At 60.2% G+C, this 21249-nt stretch carries 31 protein-coding genes; all 31 read left to right on the top strand.

The features are described 5' to 3' along the window. Positions 1 to 19: 19 nt before the first annotated feature. The 31 genes from rpoC to rpsD all read left to right on the top strand — a co-directional run bounded on the left by rpoC (position 20) and on the right by rpsD (position 21229). The gene (rpoC, locus tag KG088_RS15290) at positions 20 to 4237 is read left to right on the top strand and encodes a DNA-directed RNA polymerase subunit beta' (RefSeq protein WP_213826774.1); all 4218 of its coding nucleotides are present in this window, start codon (positions 20 to 22) and stop codon (positions 4235 to 4237) included. 160 nt (positions 4238 to 4397) lie between these two features. Then, entirely contained in the window at positions 4398 to 4772 is a 375-nt protein-coding gene (gene rpsL / locus KG088_RS15285) for a 30S ribosomal protein S12 (protein WP_089797148.1), read from the top strand. 137 nt (positions 4773 to 4909) lie between these two features. Next, entirely contained in the window at positions 4910 to 5380 is a 471-nt protein-coding gene (gene rpsG, locus KG088_RS15280; RefSeq protein WP_089797147.1) for a 30S ribosomal protein S7, read from the top strand. A 91-nt stretch (positions 5381 to 5471) separates the two neighbouring features. Further along, the gene (fusA, locus tag KG088_RS15275) at positions 5472 to 7592 is read left to right on the top strand and encodes an elongation factor G (protein ID WP_213826773.1); all 2121 of its coding nucleotides are present in this window, start codon (positions 5472 to 5474) and stop codon (positions 7590 to 7592) included. Positions 7593 to 7622: 30 nt separating this feature from the next. Continuing rightward, entirely contained in the window at positions 7623 to 8816 is a 1194-nt protein-coding gene (tuf, locus tag KG088_RS15270) for an elongation factor Tu (RefSeq protein WP_213826771.1), read from the top strand. Positions 8817 to 8974: 158 nt separating this feature from the next. Beyond that, positions 8975 to 9286: a 30S ribosomal protein S10 gene (gene rpsJ / locus KG088_RS15265; protein ID WP_016419080.1), complete on the top strand. Its 312-nt coding sequence runs from the start codon at positions 8975 to 8977 to the stop codon at positions 9284 to 9286. A gap of 160 nt (positions 9287 to 9446) precedes the next feature. After that, positions 9447 to 10085, top strand: coding sequence for a 50S ribosomal protein L3 (gene rplC / locus KG088_RS15260; protein ID WP_213826768.1), 639 nt, complete (start codon positions 9447 to 9449; stop codon positions 10083 to 10085). A 15-nt stretch (positions 10086 to 10100) separates the two neighbouring features. Beyond that, positions 10101 to 10709 (top strand): 50S ribosomal protein L4, encoded by a 609-nt coding sequence (gene rplD, locus KG088_RS15255; RefSeq protein ID WP_213826766.1) that lies wholly within the window; start codon positions 10101 to 10103, stop codon positions 10707 to 10709. Then, the gene (rplW, locus tag KG088_RS15250; RefSeq protein WP_213826764.1) at positions 10706 to 11002 is read left to right on the top strand and encodes a 50S ribosomal protein L23; all 297 of its coding nucleotides are present in this window, start codon (positions 10706 to 10708) and stop codon (positions 11000 to 11002) included. The genes rplD and rplW overlap by 4 nt, the downstream gene beginning before the upstream one ends. Before the next feature lie 17 nt (positions 11003 to 11019). After that, the gene (gene rplB, locus KG088_RS15245) at positions 11020 to 11850 is read left to right on the top strand and encodes a 50S ribosomal protein L2 (RefSeq protein WP_213826762.1); all 831 of its coding nucleotides are present in this window, start codon (positions 11020 to 11022) and stop codon (positions 11848 to 11850) included. 33 nt (positions 11851 to 11883) lie between these two features. Further along, a complete protein-coding gene (gene rpsS, locus KG088_RS15240) occupies positions 11884 to 12159 on the top strand; it encodes a 30S ribosomal protein S19 (RefSeq protein WP_048306673.1) in 276 nt (91 codons plus the stop codon). A gap of 18 nt (positions 12160 to 12177) precedes the next feature. Beyond that, on the top strand, positions 12178 to 12510 hold the full coding sequence (gene rplV, locus KG088_RS15235; RefSeq protein ID WP_213826760.1) for a 50S ribosomal protein L22: 333 nt from the start codon (positions 12178 to 12180) through the stop codon (positions 12508 to 12510). Positions 12511 to 12521: 11 nt separating this feature from the next. After that, positions 12522 to 13220, top strand: a complete 699-nt coding sequence (rpsC, locus tag KG088_RS15230; protein ID WP_213826758.1) for a 30S ribosomal protein S3 — start codon at positions 12522 to 12524, stop codon at positions 13218 to 13220. A 15-nt stretch (positions 13221 to 13235) separates the two neighbouring features. Continuing rightward, positions 13236 to 13649 (top strand): 50S ribosomal protein L16, encoded by a 414-nt coding sequence (gene rplP / locus KG088_RS15225; protein ID WP_021819610.1) that lies wholly within the window; start codon positions 13236 to 13238, stop codon positions 13647 to 13649. After that, positions 13649 to 13840 (top strand): 50S ribosomal protein L29, encoded by a 192-nt coding sequence (gene rpmC, locus KG088_RS15220; RefSeq protein WP_040183129.1) that lies wholly within the window; start codon positions 13649 to 13651, stop codon positions 13838 to 13840. The genes rplP and rpmC overlap by 1 nt, the downstream gene beginning before the upstream one ends. A 1-nt stretch (position 13841) precedes the next feature. Next, entirely contained in the window at positions 13842 to 14102 is a 261-nt protein-coding gene (gene rpsQ / locus KG088_RS15215) for a 30S ribosomal protein S17 (protein WP_089797138.1), read from the top strand. A 52-nt stretch (positions 14103 to 14154) separates the two neighbouring features. Further along, complete coding sequence (rplN, locus tag KG088_RS15210; protein ID WP_009723896.1) at positions 14155 to 14526, top strand: 50S ribosomal protein L14; 372 nt, start codon at positions 14155 to 14157, stop codon at positions 14524 to 14526. A gap of 14 nt (positions 14527 to 14540) precedes the next feature. Next, positions 14541 to 14858 carry a 50S ribosomal protein L24 gene (rplX, locus tag KG088_RS15205; RefSeq protein ID WP_213826756.1) on the top strand — a complete coding sequence of 106 codons (318 nt, stop codon included), beginning with the start codon at positions 14541 to 14543 and terminating at the stop codon, positions 14856 to 14858. A gap of 18 nt (positions 14859 to 14876) precedes the next feature. Beyond that, the gene (rplE, locus tag KG088_RS15200; RefSeq protein WP_213826754.1) at positions 14877 to 15416 is read left to right on the top strand and encodes a 50S ribosomal protein L5; all 540 of its coding nucleotides are present in this window, start codon (positions 14877 to 14879) and stop codon (positions 15414 to 15416) included. A 10-nt stretch (positions 15417 to 15426) separates the two neighbouring features. Continuing rightward, positions 15427 to 15732 (top strand): 30S ribosomal protein S14, encoded by a 306-nt coding sequence (rpsN, locus tag KG088_RS15195; protein WP_213826752.1) that lies wholly within the window; start codon positions 15427 to 15429, stop codon positions 15730 to 15732. Between the two features lie 32 nt (positions 15733 to 15764). Then, complete coding sequence (gene rpsH, locus KG088_RS15190; protein ID WP_089797134.1) at positions 15765 to 16157, top strand: 30S ribosomal protein S8; 393 nt, start codon at positions 15765 to 15767, stop codon at positions 16155 to 16157. Between the two features lie 9 nt (positions 16158 to 16166). After that, entirely contained in the window at positions 16167 to 16697 is a 531-nt protein-coding gene (gene rplF, locus KG088_RS15185) for a 50S ribosomal protein L6 (protein ID WP_213826750.1), read from the top strand. A gap of 9 nt (positions 16698 to 16706) precedes the next feature. Further along, entirely contained in the window at positions 16707 to 17057 is a 351-nt protein-coding gene (rplR, locus tag KG088_RS15180; RefSeq protein WP_089797132.1) for a 50S ribosomal protein L18, read from the top strand. 11 nt (positions 17058 to 17068) lie between these two features. Next, a complete protein-coding gene (gene rpsE / locus KG088_RS15175) occupies positions 17069 to 17569 on the top strand; it encodes a 30S ribosomal protein S5 (RefSeq protein ID WP_213826748.1) in 501 nt (166 codons plus the stop codon). Between the two features lie 5 nt (positions 17570 to 17574). Further along, the gene (gene rpmD / locus KG088_RS15170) at positions 17575 to 17757 is read left to right on the top strand and encodes a 50S ribosomal protein L30 (RefSeq protein WP_213826746.1); all 183 of its coding nucleotides are present in this window, start codon (positions 17575 to 17577) and stop codon (positions 17755 to 17757) included. A 3-nt stretch (positions 17758 to 17760) separates the two neighbouring features. Next, a complete protein-coding gene (gene rplO / locus KG088_RS15165) occupies positions 17761 to 18195 on the top strand; it encodes a 50S ribosomal protein L15 (protein ID WP_213826744.1) in 435 nt (144 codons plus the stop codon). Beyond that, entirely contained in the window at positions 18196 to 19524 is a 1329-nt protein-coding gene (gene secY, locus KG088_RS15160; protein ID WP_213826742.1) for a preprotein translocase subunit SecY, read from the top strand. Between the two features lie 51 nt (positions 19525 to 19575). Continuing rightward, a complete protein-coding gene (rpmJ, locus tag KG088_RS15155; protein WP_008959154.1) occupies positions 19576 to 19689 on the top strand; it encodes a 50S ribosomal protein L36 in 114 nt (37 codons plus the stop codon). A gap of 124 nt (positions 19690 to 19813) precedes the next feature. Beyond that, positions 19814 to 20170, top strand: a complete 357-nt coding sequence (gene rpsM / locus KG088_RS15150) for a 30S ribosomal protein S13 (RefSeq protein ID WP_089797127.1) — start codon at positions 19814 to 19816, stop codon at positions 20168 to 20170. A gap of 39 nt (positions 20171 to 20209) precedes the next feature. After that, positions 20210 to 20596, top strand: coding sequence for a 30S ribosomal protein S11 (gene rpsK, locus KG088_RS15145; protein ID WP_040183105.1), 387 nt, complete (start codon positions 20210 to 20212; stop codon positions 20594 to 20596). Between the two features lie 12 nt (positions 20597 to 20608). Further along, positions 20609 to 21229, top strand: coding sequence for a 30S ribosomal protein S4 (rpsD, locus tag KG088_RS15140; RefSeq protein WP_213826740.1), 621 nt, complete (start codon positions 20609 to 20611; stop codon positions 21227 to 21229). The last annotated feature ends 20 nt before the right edge of the window (positions 21230 to 21249 follow it).

The raw sequence follows: 21249 nt of genomic DNA, 5'->3' as shown, positions 1-21249 counted from the left end.
TCCGCAACGGAGCCGACCTATGAAAGATTTGGTGAAAGTCCTCAAATCGCAGTCACAATCCGACGAATTTGACGCGATCAAGATTACCCTGGCGTCGCCGGACATGATTCGGTCCTGGTCCTTTGGCGAAGTCAAGAAGCCAGAGACCATCAATTACCGGACCTTCAAGCCGGAGCGCGACGGCCTGTTCTGCGCCAAGGTTTTCGGCCCGGTGAAGGACTACGAGTGTCTGTGCGGCAAGTACAAGCGCATGAAGCATCGCGGCATCATCTGCGAGAAGTGTGGTGTCGAGGTGACCAAGGCCGCGGTACGCCGCGAGCGCATGGGGCACATCGAACTGGCAAGCCCGGTCGCCCACATCTGGTTCCTGAAATCGCTGCCGTCACGCATTGGCATGTTCCTGGACATGACCCTGCGCGATATCGAGCGCGTGCTGTATTTCGAGAGCTTCGTGGTCATCGACCCGGGCATGACCACGCTGGAGCGTGGCCAGTTGCTCAACGATGAACAGTACTTCGAGGCGCTCGAGGAGTTCGGTGACGACTTCGACGCGCGGATGGGCGCCGAGGCCGTTCAGGCATTGCTCAAGGATATCGATCTCGAGGAGGAGATCGATCGGCTGCGCGAAGAGATTCCGCAGACCAACTCCGAGACCAAGATCAAGAAGCTCTCCAAGCGCTTGAAGCTGCTGGAGGCGTTCTACGGCTCCGGCAACAATCCCGCCTGGATGGTCATGGAAGTGCTGCCGGTGCTGCCGCCGGACCTGCGTCCGCTGGTGCCGCTGGATGGCGGTCGCTTCGCGACCTCGGATCTCAACGACCTGTATCGCCGGGTGATCAACCGCAACAATCGCCTGAAGCGGCTGCTCGATCTCAATGCGCCCGACATCATCGTGCGCAACGAGAAGCGCATGCTGCAGGAGGCGGTGGACGCCCTGCTGGACAACGGCCGTCGCGGCCGTGCCATTACCGGCTCCAACAAGCGTCCGCTCAAGTCGCTGGCCGACATGATCAAGGGCAAGCAGGGTCGCTTCCGTCAGAACCTGCTGGGCAAGCGCGTCGACTACTCGGGGCGTTCGGTGATTACCGTAGGTCCGACGCTGCGCCTGCACCAGTGCGGTTTGCCCAAGAAGATGGCGCTCGAGCTGTTCAAGCCGTTCATCTATTCCAAGCTGCAGTTGCTGGGGCACGCCTCGACGATCAAGGCGGCCAAGAAAATGGTCGAGCGCGAGCTACCCGAGGTGTGGGACATTCTCGCCGATGTCATCCGCGAGCACCCGGTGCTGCTCAACCGTGCGCCGACGCTGCACCGTCTAGGCATCCAGGCCTTCGAGCCGCTGTTGATCGAAGGCAAGGCGATTCAGCTGCACCCGCTGGTGTGTGCCGCCTACAACGCCGACTTCGACGGTGACCAGATGGCGGTTCACGTCCCGCTGACCCTGGAAGCCCAGCTCGAAGCCCGTGCGCTGATGATGGCCACCAACAATGTGCTGTCACCCAGCAACGGTGAGCCGATCATCGTGCCGTCCCAGGACGTGGTGCTGGGGCTTTATTACATGACGCGTGAGCGCATCAACGACAAGGGCGAAGGCATGATCTTCGCCAACCTCGATGAAGTCGATCGCGCCTTCGGCACGCAGAGCGTTTCGCTGCACGCCCGCGTCAAGGTGCGACTGACCGAGGTGGAATTCGACGAAGAGACCGGCGAAAGGCGCGAACAACGCCGTCTGTTCGATACCACCGTGGGTCGCGCGCTGCTGTCGCGCATCCTGCCGGAGGGCGTGCCCTTCGAGCTGGTCGACAAGCCGATGAAGAAGAAGGCCATCTCGCATCTACTCAACGAGGTGTATCGTCGTGCGGGTCTCAAGCCGACGGTAATCTTCGCCGACCAGCTGATGTACACCGGTTTTCGTCTGGCGACCTGGTCCGGGGTCTCCATCGGGGTCAACGATTTCGTCATCCCCGATAGCAAGTATGCCAGCGTGCAGGCCGCGGAGGACGAGGTAAAGGAGATCGAGGATCAGTTCTCCTCCGGCCTCGTGACCGCCGGCGAGAAGTACAACAAGGTGATCGACATCTGGTCCAAGGCCAACGACAAGGTGGCCAAGGCGATGATGGCCGGCATCTCTCGGGAGACCGTTGTCGACCGCCATGGTGACGAGGTCGAGCAGGATTCCTTCAACAGCGTCTTTATCATGGCCGACTCCGGCGCCCGGGGTAGCCCCGCGCAGATTCGTCAGCTAGCGGGTATGCGCGGCCTGATGGCCAAGCCGGATGGCTCGATCATCGAGACACCGATCGTCGCCAACTTCCGTGAAGGCCTGAATGTCCTGCAGTATTTCATCTCGACGCACGGCGCACGGAAAGGTCTTGCAGATACGGCACTCAAGACCGCCAACTCCGGCTACCTGACCCGTCGCCTGGTCGATGTGGCGCAGGACATGGTGATCACCGAGCTAGATTGTGGCACCGAGCGTGGCCTGACCGTTCACCCCGTCATCGAGGGTGGCGATATTATCGTCTCCTTGGCTCAGCGCGTGCTGGGGCGAGTGGTGGCTCAGGACGTCATTGACCCCGCCACCGACGAGGTGCTCATCGCGAGTGGCACCATGCTGGATGAGGCCTGGTGCGCCCAGCTTGACACCATGGGGGTCGACGAGATCGTGGTGCGCAGTGCCATCACTTGTCAGACCTCGCATGGCGTCTGCGCCGCGTGTTACGGGCGCGACCTGGCCCGGGGTCATCAGGTCAACATCGGCGAATCCGTGGGGGTTATCGCCGCGCAGTCGATCGGTGAGCCGGGTACACAGCTGACCATGCGGACCTTCCACATCGGCGGTGCGGCGTCGCGTGCCTCTGCAGTAGACAGTGTCCAGGCCAAGCACGGCGGCAAGGTGCGTCTGCATAATATCAAGCACGTCGAGCGCGCCGACGGCAAGCTGGTGGTGGTGTCTCGCTCCAGCGCCGTGGCGGTGGCCGATGATCATGGTCGCGAACGCGAGTACTACAAGTTGCCTTATGGCGCCGAGCTGTCGATCAAGGACGGCGATACCGTCGACGCCGGCCAGGCCATGGCCAAGTGGGACCCGCACACTCACCCGATCATCGCCGAGGCGGAAGGTCAGGTGCAGTACGCCGACATGGACGAAGGTCTGACGATCCACCGTAGTGTTGACGAGATGACCGGCCTGTCGTCGATCGAGGTGATCGAAGCGGCAGCCCGGCCCATCACCGGTCGCGACAAGCGTCCAATGATCCTGCTGACCGACGAAGCCGGCAAGCCGGTGACGCTAACGGGGACCGAAACGCCGGTGCAGTATCTGCTGCCGGGCAAGGCGATTGTCACCGCCGACAATGGCTCAAAGATTGGGGTCGGCGAAGTCGTCGCACGCATTCCGGTGGAGGCGTCCGCCAACAAGGACATCACCGGTGGTCTGCCACGTGTCGCCGATCTTTTCGAAGCTCGCAAGCCTAAGGAGCCGGCGATTCTCGCCGAGATCGGTGGCGTGATCAGCTTCGGCAAGGAAACCAAGGGCAAGCGTCGCCTGACCATCACGCCCCAGGACGGCGACCCGTTCGAGATGCTGATCCCCAAGTGGCGCCAAATCGCTGTCTTCGAAGGCGAGAGCGTCGAAAAGGGCGAGGTGATCTCAGACGGACCGAGCAATCCGCACGATATCCTGCGGCTGCTGGGCACGGCAGAGCTGGCCAAGTACATCACCGTGGAGGTCCAGGATGTTTATCGCCTGCAGGGCGTGGGCATCAACGACAAGCACATTGAGGTGATCGTGCGGCAGATGCTGCGCAAGGTGGAAATCACCGATGCCGGCGACAGTGATTTCATCACCGGCGATCAGGTCGAGCTGGTGCGTGTGCTTGACCAGAATGCCCGCCTGGAAAAGGAAGAGAAGTTTCCGGCGAAATATCAGCGCCTGCTGCTGGGCATCACCAAGGCCAGCCTGGCCACCGAGTCGTTCATCTCCGCGGCCTCCTTCCAGGAGACGACGCGGGTGTTGACCGAAGCGGCGGTCACCGGCAAGCGCGATTACCTGCGCGGCCTGAAGGAGAACGTGGTGGTGGGTCGTCTGATCCCGGCCGGCACCGGTCTGACTCACCATGCGGAGCGTCGCCGCAGGCGCGAGGATGCCGAGCGGCTGCTTCACCCGTCGGCTCAAGAGGTCGAGCAGGAGCTGGGCGCCCAGCTCACCGCGCTCGATTCAGACGACGACGAGATCTGACGCCGTCGGCCGCAAGTTCGCCCGTCGCCCCGCATCGATGGGGTGACGGACTTGACGGCGAACAGCGTCAGCCATTAGAATGCGCAGCCTTTGACAGTGGGGTGGGTACGCCCGCGCCCGCTGTAACGGCAAGGCAACCCATTGGAGTCAGCGACACAACATGGCAACGATTAATCAGCTCGTGCGCAAGCCGCGCAAGCGCCCCGTCAGCAAGAGTGACGTGCCGGCGCTGCAGGCCTGCCCGCAGAAGCGCGGCGTTTGCACCCGCGTCTATACCACCACCCCAAAGAAGCCCAACTCGGCCCTGCGCAAGGTTTGCCGCGTGCGCCTGACCAACGGCTTCGAAGTGTCCTCGTACATTGGCGGTGAAGGCCACAATCTTCAGGAGCACTCCGTGGTTCTGATCCGTGGCGGCCGCGTCAAGGACCTTCCCGGTGTGCGTTATCACACCGTGCGTGGTGCCCTGGACACCTCCGGCGTGCAGAACCGCAAGCAGGGCCGTTCCAAGTACGGTACCAAGCGTCCGAAGGTCTGAGACCGGGTGGCGTGACTCGGCTGGCTTTCGGGCCGGCCCGAAAGAAACATGGCATCGGTCTGATAAGAGTAAGGTCGAGCACTGTCCACGGCAGTCGTCTCGGGTTTACCTGAAGGACCCTTTACAGAGGGCTTATCATGCCTAGAAGAAGAGTTGCAGCGAAGCGCGAGATCCTTCCGGATCCCAAATTCGGCAGCGAGCGTCTCGCGAAATTTATGAACCACCTGATGTACGGCGGCAAGAAATCCGTCGCCGAACGGATCGTCTATGGTGCGCTGGACAGGGTTGCCGAGCGCAGCAAGGAAGAGCCGCTGGAGATCTTCGAGAAGGCGCTGGAAGCCATCCAGCCCATGGTCGAAGTGAAGTCCCGCCGCGTTGGTGGTGCGACCTACCAGGTGCCGGTGGAAGTTCGCCCCTCGCGTCGCCATGCACTGGCCATGCGCTGGCTAGTGGATGCAGCACGTCGCCGTGGCGAGAAGACGATGGTACTGCGTCTGGCCGGCGAAATGCTGGACGCCGCTGAAGGTAAGGGCTCGGCTGTCAAGAAGCGTGAAGACGTGCATCGCATGGCAGAAGCCAACAAGGCATTCTCCCACTATCGCTTCTAAGTGCTTGGTTTTTTGAGCATACCGCTGCGCAAGGCACGACGCTCAGCGGTGCCGAATCAAAGCGCATCGCCAACTAACGGGGAGTTACAACGTGGCTCGCAAGACTCCGCTCAAGCGTTACCGCAATATTGGTATCGTGGCACACGTCGACGCCGGAAAGACTACCACTACCGAACGCGTCCTGTTCTACACCGGCCTCTCCCACAAGGTCGGCGAAGTCCATGATGGTGCTGCCACCATGGACTGGATGGAGCAGGAGCAAGAGCGCGGTATTACCATTACCTCGGCGGCGACCACCTGCTTCTGGCAGGGCATGAACAAGCAGTTCGATGAACACCGCGTGAATATCATCGACACCCCTGGACACGTCGATTTCACTATCGAGGTGGAGCGTTCGCTGCGTGTCCTCGACGGTGCCGTGGTCGTGCTATGTGGTTCTTCCGGTGTTCAGCCGCAGACTGAAACCGTCTGGCGCCAGGCGAACAAGTATGAAGTGCCGCGCATGGTGTTCGTCAACAAGATGGACCGTGCAGGTGCCGACTTCTTCATGGTCGTCGACCAGCTCAAGACCCGTCTGGGCGCCAATGTGGTGCCGATCCAGATCAACTGGGGTTCCGAGGACGAATTCAAGGGCGTCATCGATCTGGTCCAGATGAAGGGAATTCTCTGGCACGAAGACAACTTCGGCATGAGCTACGACCTGGTGGATATTCCTGCGGAACTGCAGGAAGCCGCCGAGAAGTATCGTGAGGAAATGGTCGAGGCGGCTGCCGAAGGCTCAGAAGAGCTAATGGACAAGTACCTCGAGGGCGGTGAGCTGACGATCGAAGAGATCAAGGCCGGCCTGCGTGCGCGCACCCTGGCCAATGAGATCGTCTTGGTCACCTGTGGCTCGGCGTTCAAGAACAAGGGCGTGCAGGCGGTGCTGGATGGCGTGATTGAATACATGCCGTCGCCCACCGAGGTCAAGGCCATCGAAGGTGAGCTGGACGACAAGGATGGCACCATCGCTACCCGTGAGGCGGACGATAGTGCCCCCTTCTCGGCCCTGGCGTTCAAGATCGCCACCGATCCCTTCGTCGGCACCCTGACCTTCATCCGCGTCTATTCGGGCGTGTTGAAGTCGGGCGACAGCGTCTTCAACTCCGTCAAGGAGAAGAAGGAGCGCGTCGGCCGTATCGTGCAGATGCACGCCAACTCGCGTGAAGAGATCAAGGAGGTGCTGGCCGGCGATATTGCCGCCTGCATCGGCCTCAAGGACGTCACCACCGGTGATACCCTTTGCGATCTGAATGACAAGATCGTGCTCGAGCGCATGGAGTTCCCGGATCCGGTGATTTCCGTGGCCGTCGAGCCTAAGTCCAAGGCCGACCAGGAAAAGATGGGTGTGGCATTGGGCAAGCTGGCCCAGGAAGACCCCTCGTTCCAGGTCAAGACCGACGAAGAGACCGGTCAGACCATCATCTCGGGCATGGGTGAGCTGCACCTCGACATTCTCGTCGACCGCATGCGCCGCGAGTTCAAGGTCGAGGCCAACATCGGCAAGCCCCAGGTGGCCTATCGCGAAACCATTCGCGGCAAAGTCGAACAGGAAGGCAAGTTCGTTCGTCAGTCAGGCGGTCGCGGTCAGTACGGTCATGTCTACCTGCGCATCGAGCCGCTCACCGCGGAAGACAAGGGCGACGACGAAGACATGCATTTCAAGTTTGCCTCCGAAATCGTTGGCGGGGCGGTTCCCAAGGAATACGTGCCGGCCGTCGAGAAAGGGGCCTACGAGCAGCTGCAAAATGGCGTCATTGCGGGCTATCCGATGATCGACGTCAAGGTTACGCTGTACGACGGTTCCTACCATGACGTGGACTCCAACGAGACTGCGTTCAAGGTCGCCTCCTCCATGGCGGTCAAGGAAGGGGCCAAGAAGGCCAAGGCCGTGCTGCTGGAGCCGGTGATGAAGGTCGAGGTGGTGACGCCCGAAGATTTCATGGGCGACGTCATGGGCGATCTCAACCGCCGCCGCGGCCTGGTGCAGGGTATGGATGACTCCTCAACCGGGAAGATCATCCGCGCCACGGTCCCGCTGGCTGAGATGTTCGGTTATGCGACCGATCTGCGTTCTCAGACTCAGGGCCGCGCAAGCTACGTCATGGAGTTTGCGGATTATGAAGAGGCGCCCTCCAGCGTCGTTGAAGCCGTCATCAACCAGAACGGTTAACCGTTTAGCTAACGTAAAGAGGTTATAGCAGTGGCTAAGGCAAAATTTGAACGTACCAAACCGCATATCAACGTCGGTACCATCGGTCACGTCGACCACGGCAAGACCACGCTGACTGCGGCCCTGACCCGTGTTTCCGCCGAAGTGTTCGGTGGTGACTGGAGCGAATTCGACGCCATCGACAATGCGCCGGAAGAGCGTGAGCGCGGCATCACCATCGCTACCTCGCACGTCGAGTACCAGTCCGAAACGCGTCACTACGCCCACGTCGACTGCCCGGGGCACGCCGACTACGTTAAGAACATGATCACCGGTGCCGCCCAGATGGACGGTGCTATCCTGGTCTGTTCCGCTGCCGACGGTCCCATGCCGCAGACGCGTGAGCACATCCTGCTGTCGCGTCAGGTCGGCGTTCCGTACATCGTCGTGTTCCTGAACAAGGCCGACATGGTCGACGACGAAGAGCTGCTCGAGCTGGTCGAAATGGAAGTTCGCGAACTCCTCGATCAATACGATTTCCCGGGTGACGACACGCCGATCATCACCGGTTCCGCGCTGATGGCGCTGGAAGGCAAGGATGACAACGGTATGGGCACCACCGCCGTTGCCAACCTGATCAAGGCCCTGGATGACTTCATCCCGGAGCCCGAGCGTGCCATCGATCAGCCGTTCCTGATGCCGATCGAGGATGTCTTCTCGATTTCGGGTCGTGGTACGGTCGTGACCGGCCGCGTCGAGCGTGGTGTCGTCAAGGCGGGAGAGGAAGTCGAGATCGTCGGTATCAAGGACACTGTCAAGACTGTCGTGACCGGCGTGGAAATGTTCCGCAAGCTGCTCGACGAAGGGCGTGCCGGTGAGAACGTCGGCGCCTTGCTGCGCGGTACCAAGCGTGATGACGTCGAGCGTGGGCAGGTCCTGGCCAAGCCGGGCACCATCACCCCGCACACCACCTTCGAAGCTGAAGTCTACGTGCTGTCCAAGGAAGAGGGTGGCCGTCACACGCCGTTCTTCAAGGGCTATCGTCCGCAGTTCTACTTCCGTACCACCGACATCACCGGTACTTGTGAACTGCCGGAAGGCGTCGAGATGGTGATGCCGGGCGACAACGTGCAGATGGTTGTCACCCTGATCGCCCCGATCGCTATGGACGACGGCCTGCGCTTCGCCATCCGCGAAGGCGGCCGTACCGTCGGCGCCGGCGTCGTGGCCAAGATCATCAAGTAAGTCGTTCGACGGCTGTTTGATCGAAGGGGGTCCCAAGGGACCCCCTTTCTACGCACTGTCGCGATCTGTTGACACTCGCTGACGACGTGCCTATAATGCGCATCCTTTGAATGCGTGGGTGGACGGCTCGCGCCGTCGATGTCCATTGGAGTTTAGGAATGCAGAACCAGAAGATTCGCATTCGGTTGAAGGCTTTCGACCATCGCCTGATCGATCAGTCCGCCGCGGAGATCGTGGAAACCGCCAAGCGTACCGGCGCCCAGGTGCGCGGGCCGATCCCGCTGCCGACCAATCGTGAACGCTATACCATTCTGATCTCGCCTCACGTCAACAAGGACGCGCGCGACCAGTATGAGATTCGTACCCACAAGCGTGTTCTCGATATCGTCGAGCCCACAGAAAAGACCGTTGATGCCCTGATGAAGCTCGACCTCGCCGCCGGCGTCGACGTGCAAATCAAGCTCGACTAAGACCACACTAGACACTCGCGGCCCAGCGTTCGCCCGACCTCAGAACTTGAGGCGTTCAGCAGCCGCCACGCCGAGACGGCGTCATACAACGTGCTAGTGGAATGCTCTGGAAAGGGCAGCCATAGCGGGTGATAGCCCCGTACACTATAGGAGACTGAGAATGACTATCGGTTTAGTCGGTAAGAAGGCCGGGATGACCCGCGTCTTCACCGAAGACGGTGCATCCGTGCCCGTGACCGTGATCGAGGTTGATCCGAATCGCGTGACTCGTGTCAAGACCGTCGAGAACGACGGTTATGCTGCGATTCAGGTGACAACCGGCTCCCGCAAGGCCAAACACCTGACGAAAGCCCAGGCTGGGCAATTCGCCAAGGCAGGTGTCGAGGCCGGCCGTTCGCTGATGGAGTTTCGCCTTCCCGAAGGTGCCGAGGCTCCCGAAGTTGGCGGCCTACTCACCGTATCCCTCTTTGAAGCTGGTCAAATGATCGATGTGACCGGCACCTCCAAGGGCAAGGGCTTCCAGGGCGCCGTCAAGCGCTGGAATTTCCGTACCCAAGACAACACACACGGTAACTCCCTGTCGCATCGTGCGCCGGGCTCCATCGGTATGTGCCAGACCCCTGGGCGTGTGTTCAAGGGTAAGAAAATGGCCGGCCAGATGGGCAACGTGCGTTGCACCGTCCAGAGTCTCGAAGTCGTGCGTGTCGACACCGAACGTAACCTGTTGCTGGTCAAGGGCGCCGTGCCCGGTGCCACCGGCAGTGACGTTGTCGTGCACAGCGCCGTGAAAGCTCGCTGAAGGGGATAGAGACCGATGAATCTGAATCTTGCAGGTGCAGGCGCCGGAACCGTCGAAGTGTCCGATGCCACCTTTGGCAAAGAATTCAACGAGGCACTCGTGCACCAGGTCGTCACCGCCTATCTGGCCGGTGCTCGTCAGGGAACTCGCGCACAGAAGAATCGCTCCGACGTGCGCGGCGGCGGCAAGAAGCCGTGGCGCCAGAAGGGCACTGGCCGTGCGCGTGCTGGTACCATCCGTTCGCCGATCTGGCGTGGCGGTGGTGTGACCTTTGCGGCACGTCCGCAGGACCACTCCCAGAAGGTCAACCGCAAGATGTACCGTGCGGCGATGCGCTCCATTCTCTCTGAATTGGTGCGCCAAGAGCGCCTGGTAGTCGTCGATGAGTTCGCCGTTGAAGCGCCCAAGACCAAGCAGCTAGTCGCCAAGCTCGAAGATCTGGGCCTGGAGAGGGTGTTGATCGTCACTGAAGAGCTCGACGAGAAGCTCTACCTGGCCGCTCGCAACATCCCCAATGTGGATGTGGTCGACGCCGCGGCCGCCGATCCTGTGAGCCTGGTGGCTTTCGACAAGGTGCTGGTCACCGTCTCCGCTCTGCGTAAATTCGAGGAGAAGCTGGCATGAACCAGGAACGTGTATTCAAGGTTCTGCTTGGTCCGCACGTGACCGAGAAGGCCGCGATGGCCGCCGAACGCAACCAGTACGTGTTCAAGGTGGCCAGCGACGCGACCAAGCCCGAGATCAAGAAAGCCGTCCAGGCACTGTTCGGCAAGCAGGTCAAAAGCGTTCAGGTATTGAACGTCAAGGGCAAGACCAAGCGCACCGCGCAGGGTCTGGGTCATCGCAAGGGATATCGCAAGGCGTACGTCACACTGGCCGCCGGCGAAACCCTTGAAGACTTCTCTGGCGCCGAATAAGGGCAGGAGTACGGATCATGGCAATCGTCAAGACTAAACCCACATCCGCCGGTCGTCGCCACGTCGTCAAGGTCGTCGGCGAGGAACTGTACAAGGGCCGCGCGTACGCGCCGCTGCTCGAGAAGCAGTCAAAGTCCGGTGGGCGTAACAATAACGGTCGTATCACCACCCGTCACGTGGGTGGTGGCCACCGTCATCATTACCGTTTGATCGACTTCAAGCGCAACAAGGATGGCGTTGCCGCCATCGTCGAGCGCCTGGAGCACGATCCGAACCGCAGTGCGCACATTGCATTGCTCAAGTATCTCGATGGCGAGCGCCGTTACATTATCGCGCCGAAGGGCGTGAGTGTCGGTGACCGTCTCGAGTCGGGTGTCAACGCGGCAATCAAGAAAGGCAACGCCTTGCCGCTGCGCAACATTCCGCTGGGTTCCACCGTGCATTGTGTCGAGCTCAAGCCCGGCAAGGGCGCTCAGATCGCTCGCAGTGCCGGCACCAGCGCCCAGCTGGTCGCCCGTGAAGGTAACTACGCCACCGTGCGTCTGCGCTCCGGCGAGATGCGCAAGGTGTTGGCGGAGTGCCGTGCGACCCTGGGAGAAGTGAGCAACTCCGAGCACAGCCTGCGTCAGCTTGGCAAGGCCGGTGCGAAGCGCTGGAGAGGTGTGCGTCCGACTGTTCGCGGTGTCGCCATGAATCCGGTGGACCACCCACACGGCGGCGGTGAAGGCCGCAGCAGTGGGGGTCGTCACCCGGTCAGCCCATGGGGTATCCCCACCAAGGGCCACAAGACCCGCAAGAACAAGCGCACCGACAAGCTGATCATCCGTCGCCGCAAGGCCCGGAAATAAGATCCAACGCCAAGACATCAAGAGGTAACGGCTGTGCCACGTTCACTGAAGAAAGGTCCCTTTATTGACCTTCATCTTTTGAAGAAGGTTGAGACTGCAGTGGAGAAGAGCGACCGCAAACCGATCAAGACCTGGTCGCGTCGCTCGATGATCCTGCCCAACATGGTCGGGCTCACCATTGCGGTCCATAACGGTCGCCAACACGTCCCGGTGCATGTCTCCGAGGAAATGGTTGGCCACAAGCTGGGCGAATTCGCTGCTACCCGCACCTATCGCGGTCATGCGGCGGACAGAAAAGCCAAACGGTAAGCCAGAGAGGATTCAGAGATGGAAGTCACAGCTAAGTTGCGTGGCGCTCGGTTATCCGCCCAGAAGGCCCGTTTGGTGGCTGACCAGGTGCGCGGTAAACCGGTCGCCGAGGCGCTCGACCTGCTGACCTTCTCACCGAAGAAGGCTGCCAAGCTGGTTCATAAAGTGCTGCAGTCCGCCATTGCGAATGCGGAAGAAAACAACGGCATGGATATCGACGAGCTGCGTGTCTCGACCGTCTGCGTCGATGAGGGCATGACGCTCAAGCGTATCAAGCCGCGCGCCAAGGGCCGTGCGGATCGTATCTTGAAGCGCACCTGCCACATCACCGTCAAGGTAGCCGAGAAGTAGGAGTCGACCAGATGGGTCAAAAAGTCAATCCAATAGGCATTCGGCTGGGTATCGTCAAAGACCATACGTCAGTCTGGTATGCCGAGCGCGGCGCCTATGCCGATAAGCTCAACAGCGATCTCGAAGTGCGTAGCTTCCTCGAGAAGCGCTTGAAGAATGCGTCTGTGAGTCGCATCCACATCGAGCGTCCGGCCAACAACGCCCGTATCACCATTCACACTGCCCGTCCGGGCATCGTGATCGGCAAGAAGGGTGAGGACGTCGATCGGCTGCGCCGCGAAGTCACGGCAATGATGGGCGTGCCCGTGCACGTCAACATTGAAGAAATTCGCAAGCCCGAGCTGGATGCCATGCTCGTGGCCCAGAACATTGCCGGCCAGCTCGAGCGCCGTGTCATGTTCCGTCGCGCCATGAAGCGTGCCGTGCAGAATTCCATGCGCCTCGGCGCAGGCGGTATCAAGGTGATGCTGTCAGGTCGTCTCGGCGGTGCGGAAATCGCGCGTACCGAGTGGTATCGGGAAGGTCGTGTTCCATTGCATACGCTGCGTGCGGACATCGACTACGCCGCCTACGAAGCCAAGACCACCTACGGCATCATCGGTGTCAAGGTCTGGGTCTTCAAGGGTGAAATCCTCGGGGGCATCGAGGAGGTCCGCGCCAAGGCGAAGCAGCCGCAGGCAGCGCCCTCCAAGAAGAAAGGTTCCAGATAAGGGGAGAGCGAGTCGATGTTACAACCCAAGCGTATGAAGTTCCGCAAGATGCAGAAGGGCCGCAATCGTGGCCTGGCGCATCGCGGAAGCAAGGTGAGTTTCGGTGAGTACGGTCTCAAGGCTACTGGCCGTGGCCGCGTCACCGCTCGCCAGATCGAGGCGGGGCGTCGTGCGATCACTCGTCACGTCAAGCGTGGTGGCAAGATCTGGATTCGGGTGTTCCCGGACAAGCCGATCTCCAAGAAGCCGCTCGAAGTCCGTATGGGTAAGGGCAAGGGCTCGGTCGAGTACTGGGTTGCCCAGATTCAGCCGGGTCGGGTCCTGTACGAGATCGAAGGCGTGTCCGAGGAGCTGGCCCGTGAGGCGTTCGCTCTCGCGGCGCAGAAGTTCCCGGTCTCCACCACCTTTGTGAAACGGACGGTGATGTGATGAAAGCCCAGGAAATTCGTGAAAAGTCAGCAGAGCAGCTCCAGGAGCAGCTCTTCGAACTCCTCCGCGAGCAGTTCAACCTGCGCATGCAGAAGGCCACCGGCCAGCTCAGCCAGACACACCTGCTCAAGCAGGTTCGTCGGGACATCGCCCGGGTGAAGACTGTGCTCAACGAGAAGGCAGGTGACTGAGATGGCTGAAGAAAAGAAAGCCCGTACGCTCACCGGCAAGGTGGTGAGCGACAAGATGGACAAGTCCATCGTGGTAATGATCGAGCGCCGTGAGCGTCACCCGATCTATGGCAAGTACATGAAGCGCTCCACCAAGCTGCACGCCCACGACGAGGCTAACCAGGCGAAGGCCGGTGATACGGTCTCCATCCAGGAGTGTCGCCCACTGTCCAGAAAGAAAGCCTGGACGCTGGTCGAGGTGGTCGAGCAGGCCAAGGGCTGATCGGCTCACGCCTGTCAAACCAGTGCAGTCAGATTAGGTTTGGAGAAAACCGATGATTCAGACTCAGACAATGCTGGATGTCGCCGACAACAGCGGAGCGCGCCGGGTGCAATGCATCAAGGTGCTCGGCGGTTCACACCGCCGTTATGCCCGTGTCGGTGACGTCATCAAGGTCACAGTGAAAGAAGCCATACCGCGTGGCAAGGTCAAGAAAGGCCAGGTGCTCAAGGCGGTGGTGGTTCGTACCCGTAGTGGCGTCCGTCGTAGCGACGGTTCGCTGATCCGCTTCGATGGAAATGCGGCCGTTTTGTTGAATAACACCAACGAACAGCCGATCGGTACCCGTATCTTCGGGCCGGTGACTCGTGAACTTCGCAACGAGAAGTTCATGAAGATCATTTCCCTGGCGCCCGAAGTGCTGTAAGGAGCGAGGCGGATATGCAAAAGATAAAACGTGACGATGAAGTGGTCGTCATTGCCGGCAAGGACAAGGGCAAGCGCGGCACCGTGAAGCGTGTTCTCGGTGAGGAGCGTTTTGTGGTGTCCGGTGTGAACATGATAAAGCGTCACACCAAGCCCAATCCCATGGCGGGCCAACAGGGCGGTATCGTCGAGCGCGAGGCTCCGATTCACGCGTCCAACGTTGCCATCTTCAATCAGGAGACCGGTAAGGCGGATCGCGTCGGGTTCCAGGTGAACGAAGACGGTACCAAGGTTCGTATCTACAAGTCGACGCAGACGCAGATCGACGCCTAACGCGAGTCGGGTAGCAAAATGGCGAACTTGAAAGAACGTTATCAGAACGAGGTAGTAGCTCAGCTCCAAGAGCAGTTCAGCTACGCCAATGTAATGCAGGTGCCGCGTGTCACCAAGGTGACGCTCAACATGGGCATCGGCGAAGCGACCAGCGATAAAAAGCTGATTGACAACGCCATCGGTGATCTGGAGATGCTCTCCGGTCAGAAGCCGGTGGTCACCAAGGCGCGCAAGTCCATCGCGGGCTTCAAGGTGCGTGAAGGCTGGCCGATCGGAATCAAGGTCACATTGCGCAGTGCGCGGATGTGGGACTTCCTCGATCGCCTGGTGAATATCGCGATCCCCCGCGTGCGTGACTTCCGTGGTCTCAACCCGAAGTCCTTCGACGGTCGTGGCAACTACTCGATGGGGGTGCGTGAGCAGATCATTTTTCCGGAGATCGAATATGATAAAATCGATCGAATCCGTGGTCTGGATGTCACCATCACCACCACCGCCAACAACGATGAAGAAGGGCGTGCGTTGCTAAGCGCGCTGAACTTCCCGTTCAAAAAGTAAGGGTGGGATCATGGCAAAGAAAAGCATGGTAGAACGCGAGCTCAAGCGCACCAAGCTGGTGGAGAAGTATGCCGCCAAGCGTGCCGAGCTCAAGGCGGTCATCCAGGACGTCAACGCCTCTGACGAGGAGCGCTTCGAGGCGCAGCTGAAGCTGCAGCAACTGCCGCGCGATTCCAGCCCGGTGCGTCAGCGCAACCGTTGCCGGATCACCGGCCGTCCGCACGGCTTCTACAACAAGTTCGGCCTCGGCCGCAACAAGCTGCGTGAAGCCGCCATGCGTGGCGACGTGCCCGGACTCAAGAAGTCCAGCTGGTAACGCCACGCAGAATCATCAGGAGCGCAACGTAAATGAGCATGCAAGACACTCTAGCGGATATGTTGACCCGTATCCGCAATGCGCAGATGGCCACCAAGGAGACGGTTTCCATGCCGTCCTCCAAATTGAAGGTCCAGGTGGCCCGCGTGCTGAAAGAAGAGGGCTTTATCACTGACTTCGCCGTCAGCGAAAGTGCCAAGCCCGAGCTGACCGTCACTCTCAAGTACTTCGAGGGCAAGCCGGTTATTGAGCACCTTCAGCGGGTCTCCAAGCCGTCCCTGCGCTCTTACAAGGGCAAGGACGCGCTTCCCAAGGTCGCCGAAGGCCTGGGCATCGCGATCGTCACGACCTCCAACGGGGTAATGACCGATCGTGCGGCGCGCCAGGCGGGTATCGGTGGCGAAGTCATCTGCACCGTATTCTAGGAGTTTGGAATGTCCCGCGTAGCCAAATATCCGGTCAAGGTGCCCAGCGGCGTCGACATCAAGGTCGACGGCGATCAGCTGACCGTCAAGGGCGGCCAGGGCACCTTGTCCATGACCGTCCACTCTGATGTGGAACTCGGCCAGGAGGAAGGTCAACTGACATTCCAGCCCAGCGAGTCCGCCAAGAGCTGGGCCATGGTCGGAACTACCCGTGCCTTGGTGCAAAACCTGGTCACGGGTGTAAGCGAGGGCTTTACCAAGTCTCTCGAGATCAACGGCGTCGGCTATCGTGCCCAGGCAAAAGGCCAGACGCTCAACCTGACACTGGGCTTCTCCCACCCGGTCGAGTACACACTGCCTGACGGTGTCGCGGTGGAAACACCGAAGAACACCACAATCGTGCTGAAAAGCGCGGACAAGCAGATGCTCGGCCAGGTTGCCGCGGAAATCCGCGCCTTCCGTCCGCCCGAGCCCTACAAGGGCAAGGGTATCCGGTACGGCGACGAACAAGTCCGCCGCAAAGAAGCCAAGAAGAAGTAAGGCAGGGTTATGAACGCGAAGAAAGAATCTCGTCTCCGTCGTGCCCGCCGTGCTCGCGCCAAGATCCGCGAGCTGGGCGTGTATCGCCTGTGCGTCAATCGTACCCCGCGCCACATCTATGCGCAGATCATCTCGCCAGATGGTGGTAAGGTCCTGGCCAGCGCCTCGACGCTGGACAAGGCGCTGCGTGAAGGAGCGACCGGTAACTCGGACGCCGCAGCCAAGGTGGGTGCATTGATTGCCGAACGTGCCAAGCAGGCTGGCATCACTCAGGTAGCCTTCGATCGTGCCGGTTTCAAGTATCACGGTCGCGTCAAGGCCCTGGCCGACGCCGCTCGTGAAGGCGGCCTGGAATTCTAAAGGGTTTTACGATGGCGAAGAACGAACAGAACACCGGCGATCTGCAAGAGAAACTTGTGCAGGTCAACCGTGTCGCCAAGGTGGTCAAGGGGGGGCGTATTTTCGGCTTCACCGCCTTGACCGTCGTCGGCGATGGCAAGGGCCGCGTAGGCTTCGGTCGTGGCAAGGCGCGTGAAGTGCCGGTCGCGATCCAGAAGGCCATGGATCAGGCCCGTCGCAACATGGTCAAGGTCAACCTCAAGGGTGGCACCCTGCAGTACCCGGTCAAGGCCCGTCACGGTGCCTCGAAGGTGTACATGCAGCCCGCCTCGGAAGGTACCGGCATCATCGCGGGCGGCGCCATGCGCTCCGTTCTCGAGCTGGCCGGCGTCCACGACGTGCTGGCCAAGTGCTATGGCTCCACCAATCCGGTGAACGTCGTGCGCGCGACGGTGAATGGTCTGGCCTCCATCCAATCGCCGGACGATATCGCCGCCAAGCGCGGACTGTCCGTCGAAGCGATCACGGGGTAAATGCCATGACAGCTACACTCAAGGTCACCCAGACCCGCAGTACCATCGGCATCCTGCCCAAGCACAAGGCCACCATGAGTGGTCTGGGCCTGCGCCGAATTGGTCATACGGTTCAACTGGAAGACACCCCTGCCGTGCGCGGCATGATCCACAAGGTTAACTACCTTGTGCGTGTTGAGGGAGAGTAATCCATGAAACTCAATAGCCTGAGCCCGGCTCCGGGTTCCAAGCACGCTGCGAAGCGCGTTGGTCGTGGCATCGGTTCCGGTCTGGGTAAGACCGGCGGCCGTGGCCACAAGGGTCTCAAGTCGCGCAGTGGCGGTAGCGTCAAGCCCGGCTTTGAAGGCGGCCAGATGCCGCTGCAGCGTCGTCTGCCGAAGTTCGGCTTCACCTCGGCGAAGTCCCTGATTTCCGAAGAGGTACGGCTGGGCGAGCTGACTAAGGTCGAAGGTGGCGATGTCACCCTGGAAAGCCTCAAGAAGGCCAACGTGCTGAAGGATGCCACGCAACATGCCAAGGTGATCCTGTCTGGCGAACTGAACAAGGCGGTCACGGTCCGCGGCATCAAGGTCACCCAGGGTGCCCGTGCCGCAATCGAAGTCGCCGGTGGCAAGGTAGAGGACTAAATGGCCAAGTCAGGAAACATGCCGGCGATGGGCAGCGGATTGAGTGAACTATGGGCGCGTCTGCGCTTCGTGCTCCTCGCCATCGTGGTGTACCGCATCGGTGCCCATATCCCCGTGCCCGGTATCAATCCTGACCAGCTTGCTGCCTTGTTTCGGGAGCAGCAGGGTACCATCCTGGGCATGTTCAACATGTTCTCGGGTGGCGCTCTGGAGCGCATGAGCATCATGGCGCTGGGGATCATGCCGTACATCTCGGCGTCGATCATCATGCAGTTGATGACGGCCGTCTCACCGCACCTCGAGCAGTTGAAAAAGGAAGGGGAGGCCGGTCGACGCAAGATCAGTCAGTACACCCGGTATGGCACCGTGGTGCTGGCCTTCATCCAGGCGACCGGCATGTCCGTGGGTCTGGCGAGTCAGGGTATCGCCTATACCGCCGACTTCAGCTTCTATTTCACCGCCATCGTAACCTTCGTCACCGGTGCGGTGTTCCTGATGTGGCTGGGTGAGCAGATCACCGAGAAGGGCATCGGCAACGGTATTTCGCTGCTGATCTTCGCCGGGATCGTCGCCGGGCTGCCGGGCGCGGTGGGTCAGGCGTTTGTTCTGGCGCGTAACGAAGGCGCCTGGAACGTATTGCCGCTGCTGGGGTTGACCGTATTGGGTGTCGCGACCGTGGCGTTCGTGGTGTTCATCGAGCGTGGCCAGCGTCGCATCACCGTGAACTATCCGCGTCGGCAGGTCGGCAACAAGATGTACGCCGGTCAGAGCAGCTATCTGCCTCTCAAGGTCAACATGGCGGGTGTGATTCCGGCGATCTTCGCCTCGAGCATCCTGCTGTTTCCGGCCTCGCTGGGTCAGTGGGTCGGGGCCGGCGACGGCATGGAGTGGTTGCAGCGTGCTTCCCAGGCGCTTGGGCCGGGCCAGCCGCTGTATATCTTGCTTTTCGGTGCGGCGGTGGTATTCTTCTGCTTCTTTTACACAGCGCTGGTCTTCAATCCCAAGGACGTCGCCGATAATCTCAAGAAGTCGGGGGCTTTCCTGCCGGGCATTCGCCCTGGCGAGCAGACCGCTCGCTATATCGACAAGGTCATGACGCGTCTGACCCTGTTCGGTGCCTTGTACATCACTGCGGTTTCCTTGATGCCCCAGTTTCTGATCGTGGCCTGGAACGTACCATTCTTCTTCGGCGGTACGTCGCTGTTGATCGTGGTGGTGGTGATCATGGACTTCATGGCCCAGGTGCAATCACATCTCATGTCGCATCAGTACGAGTCAGTGATGAAGAAGTCCAACCTGAAAGGCTACGGCAGCGGCGGCATGATGTAGCCGTGAGGCCTTCGATGTGGCGCTCCGCGAGTCGATTTTGGAGAAAGAACGATGAAAGTTCGAGCTTCAGTGAAGAAAATGTGCCGTAACTGCAAGATTATTCGTCGCAATGGCGCCGTGCGCGTCATCTGCAGCGAACCGCGGCACAAGCAACGCCAGGGCTGAATCCTGACGTAGTAATGAACCGGGCGCCGGCATACCCCTTGCCCTTCCAAGGGTAAAGGGGTATGCTGTTGCGCCTTTTGTAGTTGATCCAACGAGCAAGCCGCTCAAATTTCGGAGTAAGCTGATGGCCCGTATTGCAGGCGTCAATATCCCGGACAACAAGCATGCGGCGATCTCGCTGACCTATATCTTCGGGATTGGCCGTACTCGCGCACGTCATATCTGTGACGCGACCGGCATCGCGCCGACCACCAAGGTGCAGGATCTGTCGTCGGAAGACGTTGACACCCTGCGTACCGAGGTCGGCAAGTACACCGTGGAAGGCGACCTTCGCCGTGATGTCACGCTTAATATCAAGCGTCTCATGGACCTGGGTTGCTATCGTGGTCTGCGTCATCGTCGTGGTCTTCCGCTGCGTGGTCAGCGTACCAAGACCAATGCGCGTACCCGCAAGGGCCCGCGCAAGCCGATTCGCAAATAACACGCACGTTCTGGCGTAAAGACAGGAAACGACATCAACATGGCTAACCCGCGTAGCAACCGAAAAAAGGTTAAAAAGCAGGTAGTGGATGCCATCGCGCATATCCACGCCTCTTTTAACAACACGATCATTACGATCACAGACCGCCAGGGCAACGCTCTGTCATGGGCGACTGCCGGTGGTTCGGGTTTTCGTGGTTCTCGCAAGAGCACCCCGTTCGCTGCTCAAGTGGCAAGCGAGCGTGCAGCGACTGCTGCAGCCGAGTATGGTGTGAAAAACGTCGACGTGCTGGTCAAAGGCCCCGGTCCTGGCCGTGAATCCGCCGTGCGGGCACTCAATGCCGCCGGCTTCCGCGTGCAAAGTATCACCGACGCGACGCCCATTCCCCATAATGGCTGCCGTCCGCCGAAGAAACGCCGCGTTTAAGGAGACAGATTCATGGCTCGTTACATTGGACCGAAGTGCAAACTGTCTCGTCGTGAGGGGACCGACCTCTTTCTGAAGAGCGGTGTCACTCCCTTCGAGAAGAAGTGCAAATCCGAACAGATTCCGGGTGTGCATGGCCAGCGCCGTCAGCGTCTTTCAGACTACGGCTTGCAGCTTCGCGAGAAGCAGAAAGTACGTCGCATGTATGGCGTACTCGAAAAGCAGTTTCGCAACTACTACAAGGAAGCGGCCCGTCTCAAGGGCGCGACCGGTGAGGTGTTGCTACAACTGCTCGAATCCCGACTGGACAACGTCGTCTATCGCATGGGCTTTGGCTCGACACGCTCCGAGGCGCGCCAATTGGTCAGCCACAAGGCCGTGGCTGTGAATGGCCGCAGCGTCAACGTGGCGTCCTACCAGGTCAAGCCCGGTGATGTGGTGTCGGTTCGTGAAAAGGCGAAGAACCAGGCGCGCATCCAGAGTGCGCTGTCAATTGCCGCCAACCGCGGCGATGTGGCCTGGATCGAGATCGATGCCAAGAAGATGGAAGGCACTTTCAAGGCTCTGCCTGAACGCGGTGACCTGACTGCCGACATCAACGAAAACCTGATCGTCGAGCTGTACTCGAAGTAAACGACATCAAGCGTCGTTCC

Source organism: Halomonas jincaotanensis (genome assembly GCF_018448785.1).
In the GTDB taxonomy this organism is placed as follows: domain Bacteria; phylum Pseudomonadota; class Gammaproteobacteria; order Pseudomonadales; family Halomonadaceae; genus Halomonas; species Halomonas jincaotanensis.
The sequence above is the reverse complement of the archived record's forward strand: the minus strand, read 5'-3'. Positions and strand labels throughout refer to the sequence as shown.

Coding starts and splice junctions, on each gene's coding strand:
- rpoC (WP_213826774.1), top strand. CDS start 20: ATGAAAGATTTGGTGAAAGTCCTCAAATCGCAGTCACAATCCGACGAA.
- rpsL (WP_089797148.1), top strand. CDS start 4,398: ATGGCAACGATTAATCAGCTCGTGCGCAAGCCGCGCAAGCGCCCCGTC.
- rpsG (WP_089797147.1), top strand. CDS start 4,910: ATGCCTAGAAGAAGAGTTGCAGCGAAGCGCGAGATCCTTCCGGATCCC.
- rpsJ (WP_016419080.1), top strand. CDS start 8,975: ATGCAGAACCAGAAGATTCGCATTCGGTTGAAGGCTTTCGACCATCGC.
- rplC (WP_213826768.1), top strand. CDS start 9,447: ATGACTATCGGTTTAGTCGGTAAGAAGGCCGGGATGACCCGCGTCTTC.
- rplD (WP_213826766.1), top strand. CDS start 10,101: ATGAATCTGAATCTTGCAGGTGCAGGCGCCGGAACCGTCGAAGTGTCC.
- rplW (WP_213826764.1), top strand. CDS start 10,706: ATGAACCAGGAACGTGTATTCAAGGTTCTGCTTGGTCCGCACGTGACC.
- rplB (WP_213826762.1), top strand. CDS start 11,020: ATGGCAATCGTCAAGACTAAACCCACATCCGCCGGTCGTCGCCACGTC.
- rplV (WP_213826760.1), top strand. CDS start 12,178: ATGGAAGTCACAGCTAAGTTGCGTGGCGCTCGGTTATCCGCCCAGAAG.
- rpsC (WP_213826758.1), top strand. CDS start 12,522: ATGGGTCAAAAAGTCAATCCAATAGGCATTCGGCTGGGTATCGTCAAA.
- rplP (WP_021819610.1), top strand. CDS start 13,236: ATGTTACAACCCAAGCGTATGAAGTTCCGCAAGATGCAGAAGGGCCGC.
- rpmC (WP_040183129.1), top strand. CDS start 13,649: ATGAAAGCCCAGGAAATTCGTGAAAAGTCAGCAGAGCAGCTCCAGGAG.
- rpsQ (WP_089797138.1), top strand. CDS start 13,842: ATGGCTGAAGAAAAGAAAGCCCGTACGCTCACCGGCAAGGTGGTGAGC.
- rplN (WP_009723896.1), top strand. CDS start 14,155: ATGATTCAGACTCAGACAATGCTGGATGTCGCCGACAACAGCGGAGCG.
- rplX (WP_213826756.1), top strand. CDS start 14,541: ATGCAAAAGATAAAACGTGACGATGAAGTGGTCGTCATTGCCGGCAAG.
- rplE (WP_213826754.1), top strand. CDS start 14,877: ATGGCGAACTTGAAAGAACGTTATCAGAACGAGGTAGTAGCTCAGCTC.
- rpsN (WP_213826752.1), top strand. CDS start 15,427: ATGGCAAAGAAAAGCATGGTAGAACGCGAGCTCAAGCGCACCAAGCTG.
- rpsH (WP_089797134.1), top strand. CDS start 15,765: ATGAGCATGCAAGACACTCTAGCGGATATGTTGACCCGTATCCGCAAT.
- rplF (WP_213826750.1), top strand. CDS start 16,167: ATGTCCCGCGTAGCCAAATATCCGGTCAAGGTGCCCAGCGGCGTCGAC.
- rplR (WP_089797132.1), top strand. CDS start 16,707: ATGAACGCGAAGAAAGAATCTCGTCTCCGTCGTGCCCGCCGTGCTCGC.
- rpsE (WP_213826748.1), top strand. CDS start 17,069: ATGGCGAAGAACGAACAGAACACCGGCGATCTGCAAGAGAAACTTGTG.
- rpmD (WP_213826746.1), top strand. CDS start 17,575: ATGACAGCTACACTCAAGGTCACCCAGACCCGCAGTACCATCGGCATC.
- rplO (WP_213826744.1), top strand. CDS start 17,761: ATGAAACTCAATAGCCTGAGCCCGGCTCCGGGTTCCAAGCACGCTGCG.
- secY (WP_213826742.1), top strand. CDS start 18,196: ATGGCCAAGTCAGGAAACATGCCGGCGATGGGCAGCGGATTGAGTGAA.
- rpmJ (WP_008959154.1), top strand. CDS start 19,576: ATGAAAGTTCGAGCTTCAGTGAAGAAAATGTGCCGTAACTGCAAGATT.
- rpsM (WP_089797127.1), top strand. CDS start 19,814: ATGGCCCGTATTGCAGGCGTCAATATCCCGGACAACAAGCATGCGGCG.
- rpsK (WP_040183105.1), top strand. CDS start 20,210: ATGGCTAACCCGCGTAGCAACCGAAAAAAGGTTAAAAAGCAGGTAGTG.
- rpsD (WP_213826740.1), top strand. CDS start 20,609: ATGGCTCGTTACATTGGACCGAAGTGCAAACTGTCTCGTCGTGAGGGG.